Origin of the sequence: Mesorhizobium sp. ISC25 (assembly GCF_042295465.1) — a bacterium.
In the GTDB taxonomy this organism is placed as follows: domain Bacteria; phylum Pseudomonadota; class Alphaproteobacteria; order Rhizobiales; family Rhizobiaceae; genus Mesorhizobium.
In genome coordinates this window covers 3,182,717-3,194,756 of sequence record NZ_CP135441.1, presented here as the reverse complement: position 1 = coordinate 3,194,756, position 12,040 = coordinate 3,182,717, and the positions used below count along the sequence as shown (strand labels likewise).

At 63.4% G+C, this 12,040-nt stretch carries 13 protein-coding genes; 6 read left to right on the top strand and 7 right to left on the bottom strand.

From position 1 onward, the window contains the following. Position 1: 1 nt before the first annotated feature. Positions 2–715, bottom strand: a complete 714-nt coding sequence (locus RQ479_RS15935; RefSeq protein ID WP_376705804.1) for a GntR family transcriptional regulator — start codon at positions 713–715, stop codon at positions 2–4. A gap of 258 nt (positions 716–973) precedes the next feature. Between RQ479_RS15935 and RQ479_RS15930 the strand changes: the two genes are divergently transcribed. The 6 genes from RQ479_RS15930 (at position 974) to RQ479_RS15905 (ending at position 6,942) form a co-directional block, all read left to right on the top strand. After that, complete coding sequence (locus tag RQ479_RS15930; protein ID WP_376705803.1) at positions 974–2,062, top strand: ABC transporter ATP-binding protein; 1,089 nt, start codon at positions 974–976, stop codon at positions 2,060–2,062. 37 nt (positions 2,063–2,099) lie between these two features. Further along, the gene (locus RQ479_RS15925; protein WP_352660485.1) at positions 2,100–3,389 is read left to right on the top strand and encodes a PotD/PotF family extracellular solute-binding protein; all 1,290 of its coding nucleotides are present in this window, start codon (positions 2,100–2,102) and stop codon (positions 3,387–3,389) included. 236 nt (positions 3,390–3,625) lie between these two features. Continuing rightward, on the top strand, positions 3,626–4,534 hold the full coding sequence (locus tag RQ479_RS15920) for an ABC transporter permease (RefSeq protein WP_376705802.1): 909 nt from the start codon (positions 3,626–3,628) through the stop codon (positions 4,532–4,534). Between the two features lie 4 nt (positions 4,535–4,538). Continuing rightward, complete coding sequence (locus tag RQ479_RS15915; RefSeq protein WP_352465986.1) at positions 4,539–5,357, top strand: ABC transporter permease; 819 nt, start codon at positions 4,539–4,541, stop codon at positions 5,355–5,357. Positions 5,358–5,359: 2 nt separating this feature from the next. Next, on the top strand, positions 5,360–6,100 hold the full coding sequence (locus RQ479_RS15910; RefSeq protein WP_376705801.1) for an aspartate/glutamate racemase family protein: 741 nt from the start codon (positions 5,360–5,362) through the stop codon (positions 6,098–6,100). A gap of 5 nt (positions 6,101–6,105) precedes the next feature. Beyond that, positions 6,106–6,942, top strand: coding sequence for a GNAT family N-acetyltransferase (locus RQ479_RS15905; RefSeq protein WP_376705800.1), 837 nt, complete (start codon positions 6,106–6,108; stop codon positions 6,940–6,942). A gap of 51 nt (positions 6,943–6,993) precedes the next feature. On the opposite strand, the gene RQ479_RS15900 is transcribed toward RQ479_RS15905, so the two are convergent. The 6 genes from RQ479_RS15900 to RQ479_RS15875 all read right to left on the bottom strand — a co-directional run bounded on the left by RQ479_RS15900 (position 6,994) and on the right by RQ479_RS15875 (position 11,934). Then, the gene (locus RQ479_RS15900) at positions 6,994–7,140 is read right to left on the bottom strand and encodes a hypothetical protein (protein WP_023716676.1); all 147 of its coding nucleotides are present in this window, start codon (positions 7,138–7,140) and stop codon (positions 6,994–6,996) included. A gap of 76 nt (positions 7,141–7,216) precedes the next feature. After that, complete coding sequence (locus RQ479_RS15895) at positions 7,217–8,509, bottom strand: NAD(P)/FAD-dependent oxidoreductase (protein WP_376705799.1); 1,293 nt, start codon at positions 8,507–8,509, stop codon at positions 7,217–7,219. Further along, entirely contained in the window at positions 8,506–9,489 is a 984-nt protein-coding gene (locus tag RQ479_RS15890) for a branched-chain amino acid ABC transporter permease (RefSeq protein ID WP_352466138.1), read from the bottom strand. The genes RQ479_RS15895 and RQ479_RS15890 overlap by 4 nt, the downstream gene beginning before the upstream one ends. Continuing rightward, positions 9,486–10,394: a branched-chain amino acid ABC transporter permease gene (locus RQ479_RS15885; protein ID WP_352465991.1), complete on the bottom strand. Its 909-nt coding sequence runs from the start codon at positions 10,392–10,394 to the stop codon at positions 9,486–9,488. The genes RQ479_RS15890 and RQ479_RS15885 overlap by 4 nt, the downstream gene beginning before the upstream one ends. Further along, positions 10,391–11,140, bottom strand: coding sequence for an ABC transporter ATP-binding protein (locus RQ479_RS15880; protein WP_376705798.1), 750 nt, complete (start codon positions 11,138–11,140; stop codon positions 10,391–10,393). The genes RQ479_RS15885 and RQ479_RS15880 overlap by 4 nt, the downstream gene beginning before the upstream one ends. Further along, complete coding sequence (locus tag RQ479_RS15875) at positions 11,137–11,934, bottom strand: ABC transporter ATP-binding protein (protein WP_376705797.1); 798 nt, start codon at positions 11,932–11,934, stop codon at positions 11,137–11,139. Before RQ479_RS15875 ends, RQ479_RS15880 begins: the two co-directional genes overlap by 4 nt. Positions 11,935–12,040: the final 106 nt, after the last annotated feature.

Genomic DNA, 12,040 nt, shown 5'->3' with positions numbered 1-12,040 from the left:
CTCAGAACTCGAGCGCCTGCCTGAGTGCCGGGCCGCTCCTGATGCGCAAATCGAGGTCGGCCTCGATATGGTCGATGTGGTGCAGCATCAGCGCGCTGGCGCGTTCGGCATTGCCATTTTCCAGCGCCTCGAGGATCTGCGTGTGTTCGTTGTGGCCGCAGCTCGAGATACCCGAGCGGCCATAGAGTGCGATCACCAGCGATGAACGAGCGACCAATTCCTCCATGAAACGCTGGAGGATGACGTTTCCCGCGACCGAAGCCAGAAGCAGGTGAAAATCCCCCGACGCCTTGATCTCCGATCGCCTTGCGTTCGGTCCGCGTTCGGCGATGAAACGGCCTTCTTCGTCGAGCTGGGCCTTGAACGCGGCGACATGTGCCGACGTCATCCGTCCGGCGGCGGCAATCGCGATGCCTGGTTCGATGAGCCGGCGCGAAGCAAAGACCTGCCGCGCTTCCTCCGGCGACGGATTGGCGACGAAGGCGCCGCGATTGCGTTCGGTGCGCACCAATCCCTCGAAGGAGAGCATCTGCAGTGCGGCGCGCGCCACGGTGCGGCTGACATCGAACAGCGTGCCGACTTCGCCTTCGGAAAGCTTGGTTCCCGGCGCCAGCCGGCGATCAACGATCGCGTCGCGCAACTGGTCGCGGATCGCCTGCGCGCGATCCTCGTTGGCGGCCTCGATAGCAGGGAAAGTCTGGTCGGCAATGTTCATGGCGGTGATCCTGCGTACTTCTACCCTGAATCGCATCGCTTGGACGAGAGACAAAGTGAATACAGGGATGAAAAAGATTGCATACGATTTTTGCGAGGATCGGCGGCAATCGCCTATAATTTGTGCATTGCACAAGGATGCCGTATCGGCAGCCACGTAGATGCAGCCCCGATTTCTTCGAGGATTCAGTCGGTTGGTGCGGCGGCGCGCAACTGGCACGCATGATGCTTTGGCTAATCCGACCAAAGGGGAAGCTGGATGTCCAAAGCCGCCGAAATCGACATTGTGTCCGTTTCGAAAGTCTATGGCGCGACGACTGCTGTCGAAGGGATCAGCCTGAAAATCCCTGCGGGAACCTATTGCTGCCTGCTCGGTCCCTCCGGCTGTGGCAAGACCTCGACGCTGCGCATGATCGCCGGGCACGAGAGCATATCGAGCGGCGACGTGCGTCTCGGCAACACAGTGGTCACCGACCTGCCGCCGGCCAGGCGCGGCACCGCCATGATGTTCCAGTCCTACGCACTGTTTCCGCATCTCGACCTGATCGACAATGTCGCGTTCAGCCTGAAGATGAAAGGCGTCGGCAAGGAGGAGCGCCGCGCCAAGGCGCTCGACATGCTGAAGCTGATGCAGATGGAAGCCTATGCCAGCCGCCGTCCGGCGCAGCTTTCGGGCGGACAGCAGCAGCGCGTCGCTCTGGCCCGCGCGCTCATCACCGACCCTGAGGCGCTGCTGCTGGACGAACCGCTTTCGGCGCTCGATCCGTTCCTGAAAATACGCATGCGGGCCGAGCTGAAGAAACTGCAGACGTCGCTCGGCATCACGTTCGTCCACGTCACCCACAGCCAGGAAGAGGCGATGGCGCTGGCCGACATGATCGTGGTCATGAATGATGGCCGCATCGAGCAGGCGGCGCATCCCCGGATCGTGTTCGAGCGGCCGGCCACCGCCTTCGTCGCTCGTTTCATGGGCGACCACAACGTCATCTCCGGCCGCGTCAGCGGCAGTCGCGACGGCATGGTCGTTTTCGACGTGCCCGGCGGCGTCGCGCTCGCCGCGAGCGGGCAGGGCAGGGAGACCGGGGAACCCATCGACATCGCCATTCGCACCGACCACGTGCGCCTCGGTGAGCCGCCTGCAGCCGGGCTCGGCTTCACCGGCATCGTTTCAAACGTCGAGTACCGCGGTTCGACCGTGAAGCTCTCGGTCAATGGCGCCGGCATCGACGATTTCACGGTAATCGTCGACGACACCAGTTTCTTCGCCAGGCCGGTTGCCGTCGGCGACGCCGTGCCGATCGCCTGGGACGCTGAGGACGCCATCGTCCTTGGCCGTCTCGATTCCTGAAAACCCAGCATAACCAACCAAAACAGGGGAACTGAACATGACCAACACCACCGACAAGAAGACAGGAATATCGCGTCGTTCGCTGCTCAAGACAGGCGCCGCCGCCGTCGGTTTCGCCGCCGGTTCCGGCGCCATATCAGGCTTTCCGACCATCTGGGCGCAATCGAACATCACGCTGCGCCAGTTCGGCACCGGCGTGTCCAACCTCAATGCCATCGCCGACAAGTGCAAAGCCGATCTCGGCATCACGCTGGAGATGACGGCAACCGATTCCGACGCCGCCGCGCAGCGCGCCGTGACGCAGCCCGACAGCTACGACATCGCCGACATCGAATACTGGATCTGCAAGAAGGTGTTCCCGACAGGCGTCCTGCAGCCGATGGATGTCACCAAGCTGAAATATTATGACGAGCTGGTGCCGCTGTTCAAAACCGGCAAGCTGACGCCGGACAGCGTCATCGCCCAGGGCACCGCGCCGCATACGGTCGGTTACGTCGAGGCGCAGGACAGCAAGGCCTTCGCCAAGGCGCCGACCAACTGGTTCACCATGGTGCCGACGATCTACAATGCCGATACGCTCGGTATCCGTCCCGACCTAGTCGGCCGTGACATCACCACCTGGGCCGACATCATGGATCCGGCCTTCAAGGGCAAGACCGCCATCCTCAACATCCCGTCGATCGGCATCATGGATGCGGCGATGATCATGGAAGCCACCGGCAATATCAAATATGCCGACAAGGGCAACATGACCAAGGAGGAGATCGACAAGACGATCGACTTCCTGATCAAGGCCAAGCAAGCCGGCCAGTTCCGCGCCTTCTGGAAGTCCTTCGACGAAAGCGTCAACCTGATGGCTTCAGGCGAAGTGGTGATCCAGTCGATGTGGTCGCCGGCCGTGGCCGCGGTCCGCTCCAAGGGCATCGCGTGCCGGTTCCAGCCGCTCAAGGAAGGCTACCGGTCCTGGGGTGGCGGGCTTGGCCTGGCAGCCCATCTCTCCGGCGCCGAACTCGATGCCGCCTACGAATACATCAACTGGTACACGTCCGGCTGGGTAGGCGGCTATCTCAACCGCCAGGGCTATTACTCGGCCAACATGGTGTCGGCCAAGAAGTTCATGTCCGAGGACGAGTGGGGCTACTGGATCGAAGGCAAGCCGGCAAAGGGCGATATCCTGTCGCCGGACGGCAAGGTCATGGAAAAGGCCGGCGCCGTGCGTGACGGCGGCTCGTTCGAAGAGCGCATGGGCAAGGTCGCCTGCTGGAACTCGGTCATGGACGAGGACCGCTACATGGTGAAGCGCTGGAACGAGTTTATCGCTGCTTGATGCTAGGCGATAACTGAGATGTTGCATTCCTTCGCGCCCCCCTCTGTCCTGCCGGACATCTCCCCCACAAGGGGGGAGATCGGCTGTGGCTCTCTTCAGCGCTCTTCGTCATACGGCGATGATTGGCAAAGGCCGGCATGCAAGCCAATCTCCCCCCTTGTGGGGGAGATGTCCGGCAGGACAGAGGGAGGCGCGAAGGATCACAGCCCGGCAAAATACCACCGAGGCTGTTCCAGATGACAGTGGCACTCGATCAGCCCGCAACCATTGCCACAAAGCCGGCCAGACGTAGGCGCTCCTTTGCCGGCCTCGCACCCTATCTCCAGGCGGCACCGCTGGCGCTGACCCTCGGCGCGTTTCTCCTGCTGCCGATCCTGATGATCGCCGTGGTCTCATTCTGGGACTACGATTTCGCGGCGATGTACCCGGATTTCCTGACCACCAACTACGCCGACACGCTCGGCTCCTGGGTCACCTGGAAAACCTACCTGAACACGCTGAAATACGCCGCCATCGTTTGGGCGCTGACGCTGTTCATCGGTTTCTGGGTCGCCTATTTCCTCGCCTTCCATATCAGGACCACGGCCATGCAGATGGTGCTGTTCCTGGTCTGCACCGTGCCGTTCCTGACCTCCAACATCATCCGCATGATCTCGTGGATTCCGGTGCTTGGCCGCAACGGCCTGGTGAACTCGACGCTGGTGCAGATGGGGCTGGTCCCGAAGCCGATTGAGTGGCTGCTCTATTCCGAATTCGCCGTGGTTCTGGCCATGGTGCATCTCTACACGCTGTTCATGGTGACGCCGATCTTCAACACGCTGATGCGCATCGACAAGTCGCTAATCGAAGCCGCACGCGACGCCGGCGCTTCCGGCTGGCAGGTTCTGTGGAACGTCGTCATTCCGCTCGCCAAGCCCGGCATGGCGATCGGCACCATCTTCGTCGTCACCCTGGTGATGGCCGACTTCTCGACGGTGCAGGTGATGTCCGGCGGGCAGAGCGCCTCCGTCGCGCTGATGATGAAGAACCAGATGTCGCTGCTGCAGTATCCGGCGGCCGCTGCCAACGCGGTCGTGTTGCTGGTGCTGGTCCTGCTGATGGTCGCGGGCATCCTGCGCATCGTCGATATTCGCAAGGAGCTGTGAGGCGATGAGCCACGACAAGCGCACCCTCGAATTCTATGTGTTGGCGGCGTTCTTCGCGCTTTTCGTGCTGTTCCTCTACGGCCCGCTTTCGGCGATCCTGATCCTCTCTTTCCAGGGCGAGAACGGCGGTCTGACATTTCCGCTGAACGGCGTCTCGCTGCACTGGTTCGCCAACCTGTTCGAGCGCCAGGCGGTCGGCGACTTCGGCGGCAGCTTCAGGCGCTCGCTCGTCCTTGGCCTGATGGTGATGGTCGTTACGGTCGCCGTGTCGCTGCTCGCTGGCCTCGCCTTCCGGCAAAAATTTCGCGGCGCAACTGCCTTGTTTTATCTGGCCGTCGCCAGCCTCGTCGTGCCCTCGATCATCATCAGCCTCGGCATTGGCGTCGTCTTCCAGCAGATCGGCTTCCGCCCCGCCTGGTACACGTCCGCTTTCGGCGCCCATCTGACCTGGACCTTGCCTTTCGGCGTGCTGATCATGTTCGCGGTCTTCAATCGGTTCTCGCCGGCCTACGAGGAAGCCGCGCGCGATCTCGGAGCATCGTCGTGGCAGACCTTCGCGCATGTCGTCCTGCCGATGATCGCACCCAGCCTGATCGGCGTCGGCCTGTTCGGCTTCACTTTGTCTTATGACGAGTTTGCCCGCACGCTGATGACCTCGGGAACCTTCAACACGCTGCCGCTCGAAATCTACGGCATGACGACGAATGTCACGACGCCGGTGCTCTATGCGCTCGGCACAGTGACGACCGTGTTTTCCTTCCTGGTGATCCTGCTGACGCTCGGCGCGATCGTCTATGTCGGCCGCCGCCGCGAGCGTGCCTGACAGTGCAGATCCTCGTCGTCAATCCAAACACCACCGCCAGCATGACCGACACTATCGCAGCCGCGGCCCGATCTGTCGCCGGCGCATCGACGACGATCGTTGCGGTCACCTCGACGATGGGACCTGTGTCCATCGAAGGCTATTATGACGAGGCGCTGGCCGTGCCCGGCCTGCTGGTCGAGATCGCCGCCGGCGAACGATCGGGCGCGCAAGCCGCGATCATTGCCTGTTTCGACGATACCGGCCTCGATGCTGCACGCGCCATGGCCAACATTCCGGTCATCGGCATATGCGAGGCATCGCTCAGCACGGCCTCGTTCATCGCCCAGCGCTTCACCGTCGTCACCACCACCGGGCGCTCGCGCGTGCCGGTCGAAGGGTTGGTGCAGCGCTATGGCATGGCGGGGCGGGCGCGTGTGCGCGCCGCCGACATCCCGGTTCTTGCCCTCGAAGATCCGGCGTCCGGCGCACTCCTCAGGCTGCGGGACGAGATCGCGCGCGCCATCGACGAGGATCGCGCCGAGGCGATCGTGCTCGGCTGTGCCGGCATGGCCGACCTGGCGGTGGCGCTGCAGCGGGAATTCGGGCTTCCGGTCGTCGACGGCGTGGGCGCTGCGGTGAAACAGGCCGAGGCATTGATCGCGCTTGGCCTGACGACATCCAAGCGCGGCGCCTATGCAAGCCCATTGGCAAAGCCCTATCATGGTGCGCTGAAATCCTTCGCCCCTGGTGCCGCCGATTGATCGCAATGCCCCGAACGATCCGAACGCTCGCATGTGAAGAAGTGGAGACCCTTGTCGATTGGGCGGCGGCGGAAGGCTGGAACCCCGGCCTCGGTGACGCCGCGCTGTTCCAGGCAGCCGACCCGCAGGGCTTCATCGGCGCCTTTGTCGACGGCGAACTGGCGGCCGGTATTTCGGCCGTTGCCTATGGCGAGGATTTCGGCTTCATCGGCCTCTACATCTGCCGGCCGGACAGGCGTGGCCAAGGCCACGGCAAGGCCGTTTGGGATACCGGCATGGCGCGGCTCGGCAAGCGCACGATCGGCCTCGACGGCGTCGTCGAACAGCAGGCCAACTACCGCAGCATGGGCTTTGCGCCGGCCTACCGGACGATCCGGTTCATGGGGTCACCGAATGTCCCGGCAGCCGCCGACAACGACATTCGCGCCATAGGGCCGGAACTCTTGGCCGACATACTGGACTATGACCGCCGTTTCTTCCCCGGCCCGAGGCGATCATTCCTGGAACACTGGCTGCGCCCGCCGCATATCGCGCTTGCGATCCTCAAGCACGGCGCCATTGCGGGATACGGCGTCGCGCGCCAATGCCGGGACGGCTGCAAGATCGGCCCGCTCTTTGCCGACGATCTGGACGCGGCAAGCCATCTCTTCACCGCGCTCGCGCACATGTCCGGTCCTGGAAACGTCCATCTCGACGTTCCCGAAACCAGCGGACAATTTGCAGATTTGCTGTCGTCCGCCGGCCTTCAACCGGGCTTCGAGACCGCTCGAATGTACAAGGGAAAGGCGCCGCAGCTCATGCAGTCCGGGGTTTTTGCGATAACGACGCTGGAGTTGGGGTGAGGCGGTGCAAGCCGACTTCCAGCGCAAAGTCGGGCAACAGGAATATGTGATCTACTTTTCCTGAACTGAAATGCCGGAATCGTCGATACGAAGTTCCACGCCTTTCGGCTTAGTCTCCTCGCGATAAACGTAAATCCCCAACGCAATAACGGCGACGACCAAAGCGCCGATGATGAGATAAAGATAGTTCTGCTTCATCCGCTGTCGTTAACAACATGATGTGGGCGAGTCTAGCAGTTCGGGTATCAGGACGGCGGACGGACACCCACGTCGATCAGCCATCCAGCCGGTCGCGCAGCATGCTCCAGGGGAGGACCATGTTTGGTGCATGCCGCATCAGGCTGTGGAACGGGATCGGCGACGGCGGCGCAAACGGCAGCGGCAAATCCTGAGGCTTTGTTCCATCAGCCCAATCCGCAAGCACCTTGCCCATGGCAGTGGTCATGGCGATGCCGCGTCCGTTGCAGGCAAAGCCCGCGATCAGGCCGGGCCCGAGATCGACGAGGTCCGGCAGGAAGTCGGGCTCGACGGCAGCCATCCCCGACCAGCTGTATTCAAGCGGCGGGATGTCCGGGAGATCGAGATGCTTGGCGAGCCGTCGCCAGATCGCCCGCGGCACCCGCGTGTCGGTTCCGGGGCCAAAAACATGCATGCCGCCGGTGATCAGCCTGTTTCCGCTGTCGAAGCGGAAGGTCAAGAGATTGCGTCTTGTGTCGCCGACGCCTTGCCCGCCAGGAAGCAGGCGAGAGCGTATTTCGCGCGGCAGCGGCGCTGTCGCGATCTGGAAGATTTTCAGCGGGAAATAGGTTCGCTGCAACGCGCGATCCAGCGCCCCGCCATAGGCGTTGGTGGCGACCAGCACCTTTCCTGCGCGTACCGAACCGGAGGCCGTCTTCAAAGCCCAACCATCGCCTATATGATCGATCGACGCGACACGCGTATGCTCGAAGATGCGCGCGCCGGCCTTTTCCGCCGCGTCGGCCAATCCGCGCGCATATTCGACCGGATTGAGGACGCCACCCGACCTGTCGATCCAGCCGCCGAGATAACCGCGAACGCCGGTCAGTTCCTCGACCGCCTGTCTATCCAGCGCAACAGCCGGCCTTCCGCGTCGTGCCCATTGTTCGGCGCGCGATCTGGTCTTTTGCAAAGCGGCCGGTGAATGGGCTGGTTGTATCCAGCCGCTCTGGACGGCATCGCATTCGATGGCATGCCGCCTGATCAGGTCGAAGACGAGGTCGGCGCTGCCGGCGGCGAAATCGACAAGGCGTTCGCCGCGTTCGGGCCCGAGCTGGGCAATGATATCGTCGGGGTCTCTTTTCGCGAAATTCGGCACGACGAAGCCGGCATTCCTGCCAGTCGCGCCCCAGGCGATGATTTCTGCCTCGAGAACGGCGACCGAGATGCCTTTCTCGGCGGTGTGCAGCGCGGTGGAAAGGCCAGAAAATCCGCCGCCGACAATCGCCAGTTCGACATCGAGTGCACCTTCGAGAGCGGGCCGGTCGCGGCGGTTACGCCCGACCGCATGCCATAGCGATAGGCCGCGTGGCACGGCAACGCTGCTCATGGCCTTGCGGCGCTCTCGTCCGGAGCCGCTTTCGCAGCCTTGCCGAACCTTGCACGCCGCGGCCTGTCGCCGAACAGGCCATTCGGCCTGACCAGCAGGATGACGCACAGCATCACGCCGATCGCCACGATCTGCAGCGAAGCGGCGCGTGCCTGCTGTTCCGGCGAGAACAACATACTGGTCAAGGCTCCTGATCCGGCCCATATCGCCCAGACCAGGATGCTGCCGATGACGGCGCCGATATTGCTGCCCGAGCCACCGACGATCAGCATCACCCAGACCTGGAAAGTCAGCGCCGGCAAATAATTGTCCGGGGCGATGAAGCCGGTGAAATGCGCCTGCAGCGCACCGGCAAGCGCCATGATGGCGCCACCGACGGCAAAGGCCTGGACGCGGTAGAACCGTGCGCTTTTGCCTAGGGATATCGCGGCCCGCTCATCCTCGCGAAGCGCCTTCAACACGCGCCCCCACGGGCTGCGCGACAGATGCTCCAGCGCGAGATAGACGATCAGCGTCACCACCGAGACGATCGCAAGGTTCGAAAGGTTGAACAGCAACGGCGTTTCGGCAAGACCGCCGAACGGACGCGGAATGAAGCCGATGCCGAACGGACCGCCGGTCAGCGTCTGGGCATTGAGCGCCACCAATTGCACGACGACGGCGACGCCAAAGGTGGTGATCGCCAGATAGTCCGATCTCAGGCGCAGCGTGGCAATGCCGGTAAAGGCGGCCGCGACGCCGCCAACGACCATTGCACCGAGCCAGCCGACAAGGATAGGCAGACCGAAGCCGCCCAGTCGCGCGGCATCGTCGGGCGTGGTCAGCAGCGCCGAGGTGTAGGCACCGATGGCAACGAAGCCGGCGACCCCGACATTGAAAAGCCCGGTCAGCCCCCATTGCAGGTTGAGCCCGAGCGTGATGAGCGAAAAGATCAGCGCGGTGGTCAGGAAGAAGGCGCCGTAGCCGAGCAGATCCATCAGCGTTCCCTCACTCCGAAAAGGCCGATGGGCCGGACGAACAGCACGGCCATCAGGATGATGAACGAGACGGCCGCCCGCCATTCGGCGCCGATCAGCTGCACCGCGCCTGCTTCAGCCAGACCGATGATCAGGCCGCCGAGAACGGCGCCAGGCACGCTGCCGATGCCGCCGAGGATGGCGGCCGCGAACATCGGCAGCAGCATCTCGAAACCCATGAATGGGCGGATCTGGATGAGAATGCCGATCATGACGCCGGCGACGCAGGCCAGCGCTCCGCCGATGATCCAGGTGACGCGCACGACCTTGGCGACGTCGATGCCGACAATGCGGGCAAGTGCTGCGTTCTGGCTCAACGCCTGCATCGAGCGGCCGGTCTGGGTCCGCGTCATCAGAAGATGCACACCGAGCACCAGGACGGCGGTCAGCAACAGCAGCGCGATTTGGTCCGGGGTGATGCGAATGCCGAAGCCTATCGGCATGGCGATCTGGATGGCCCGGCTGAAGTAGGTCGGCCGCGAGGTGAAGATGAATTCGAGCAGGCTTCTCAGCGCCATCGAGGCGCCGAAGCTCGCCATCACCACGATAATCGCCTGGCCCTTGGCCCGTAGCCGGGCGAACAGCACCATATCGAGCGCTAGCGCCAGCAGGCCGGTCACCGCCATGCCTATGATGAGCGCGGCGATCAGCGGCCAGCCGAAGGAGAGGGGAGCGATCGGCGCGATCTTGCCGAACATCGCGCCAATGGCGCCAACCACGGCCAGCGTCGCATAGGCGCCCCAGGCCATGAAGTCGCCATGGGCGAAGTTCGAGAAGCGCAGGATCGAATAGGTGAGTGTCACGCCGATGGCGCCGAGGCCGATCATCGACCCCGCCAGCAGTCCGTCGACGACGAATTGCAGGTTCATGCCGCGCTTCCTTGTCCAAGGTCGAGGCGGCGCTGGCCAAGATAGAGCTCAGCGACGACCGGGTCGTTCCAGAGCTCGGAGGCGACGCCCTGGTGCCGCTCCTTGCCCTCGACCAGCACGTAGGCGCGGTCGCCGATGGCAAGCGCTGCCTTGGCGTTCTGCTCGACCAGCAGGATGGTGACGCCGGATTTGCGGATGCCGGCCAGCATCTCGAACACCATCGATACGAATTTCGGCGACAGGCCGGCCGACGGTTCGTCGAGCACCAGCACCTTGGGATGGACGATCAACGCCCGGGCGACGGCCAGCATCTGCCGCTGTCCGCCCGAGAGATTGCCCGCGGCCGTTCTGCGCTGACGGGCGAGATCGGGAAAGGCCGCATACATTTCCTCGATGCGGGCGGGGGTCTCGCGCGGCCTCAGGATGCCGCAGGCGACCTTCAAATTGTCCTCGACCGACATCAGCGGGAAGATGTTCTCTGTCTGTGGCACGAAGGCAAGGCCAAGGCGGACCATGGTGTGGGCGGGCGACGCCGTGATATCCTTGCCGTCCAGCAGCACCGTGCCGCCGGTGATCGGGACAAGGCCGGCGATTGCCTTGATAAGGCTCGACTTGCCGGCGCCGTTGGGACCGAGAACGACGACGATCTCGCCCTGGTCGACGGTGATCGAAGCGCCGCGCACGATCGGAACGCCAGGCTCGTAGCCGGCTTCGAGATCGCGGACGTCGAGTACCCTTTGTCTCATGCCGCGCCCCCGAGATAGGCGTCGATGACGCGCGGGTCGCGCGCCACTTCGTCAGGGGTGCCTTCGCACAGCAGCTGCCCGCTCGCCATGACCAGCACGCGGTGGCAGAGCCGGGTCACCATATCGATATTGTGCTCGATCAGCAGGAAGGTGATGCCGCGCGCATTGATGTCGCGGATGCGGTCGATAATGATCTCGAGCAGGGTTGCGTTGACCCCGGCCGCCGGCTCGTCGAGCAGGATGATCGCCGGGTCGGCCATCATGACGCGGGCCAGCTCGAGCAGCTTGCGCTGGCCGCCGGAAAGCACACGCGCCGGCTCGTGTGCGAGGTGAGCGATCGTGACGAGCTCGAGTAGTTCGACGGCTCTTGTCTCGGCAGCCCTTTCTTCGGCAGCGACCCGCCGGGGCGTCAGGAAATTGGCGAGCAGTTTTTCTCCGGCCTGCCCTTGCGCGGCCAGCATGACGTTTTCGATCAGCGTCAGGTTAGGCAAGGGCCGGGGGATCTGGAACGTGCGGCCAAGGCCGCGGCCGATGCGGCGATGGGCTGCTTCCCCGGACACCGATACGCCGTTGAGGAGGATTTCGCCGCTGGTCGGCAGAATGCTGCCGGCGAGCAGGTCGAACATCGTGGTCTTGCCAGCGCCGTTCGGGCCGATGAGGCCAAGTATTTCGCCCGGCCGGACGTCGAACGAGACATTGTTGACCGCGGCCAGGCCGCCGAAGCGTTTGACGACGTTCCTGGCCGTCAGAACCGGCGTGCGGATCTCCTCCTGCCGTTCTGTCGTGTCGCCCATGAATCCCTTTGGCCGAAAGCGATCTTCGCCGTCTATGATTTGTGATCACACTTGCTTTGATCACGCTATTCGGCTTTAATTTCTTCCGCAAGCCGAAAACGGGCCA

Coding starts and splice junctions, on each gene's coding strand:
- RQ479_RS15935 (WP_376705804.1), bottom strand. CDS start 715: ATGAACATTGCCGACCAGACTTTCCCTGCTATCGAGGCCGCCAACGAG.
- RQ479_RS15930 (WP_376705803.1), top strand. CDS start 974: ATGTCCAAAGCCGCCGAAATCGACATTGTGTCCGTTTCGAAAGTCTAT.
- RQ479_RS15925 (WP_352660485.1), top strand. CDS start 2,100: ATGACCAACACCACCGACAAGAAGACAGGAATATCGCGTCGTTCGCTG.
- RQ479_RS15920 (WP_376705802.1), top strand. CDS start 3,626: ATGACAGTGGCACTCGATCAGCCCGCAACCATTGCCACAAAGCCGGCC.
- RQ479_RS15915 (WP_352465986.1), top strand. CDS start 4,539: ATGAGCCACGACAAGCGCACCCTCGAATTCTATGTGTTGGCGGCGTTC.
- RQ479_RS15905 (WP_376705800.1), top strand. CDS start 6,106: ATGCCCCGAACGATCCGAACGCTCGCATGTGAAGAAGTGGAGACCCTT.
- RQ479_RS15900 (WP_023716676.1), bottom strand. CDS start 7,140: ATGAAGCAGAACTATCTTTATCTCATCATCGGCGCTTTGGTCGTCGCC.
- RQ479_RS15895 (WP_376705799.1), bottom strand. CDS start 8,509: ATGAGCAGCGTTGCCGTGCCACGCGGCCTATCGCTATGGCATGCGGTC.
- RQ479_RS15885 (WP_352465991.1), bottom strand. CDS start 10,394: ATGAACCTGCAATTCGTCGTCGACGGACTGCTGGCGGGGTCGATGATC.
- RQ479_RS15880 (WP_376705798.1), bottom strand. CDS start 11,140: ATGAGACAAAGGGTACTCGACGTCCGCGATCTCGAAGCCGGCTACGAG.
- RQ479_RS15875 (WP_376705797.1), bottom strand. CDS start 11,934: ATGGGCGACACGACAGAACGGCAGGAGGAGATCCGCACGCCGGTTCTG.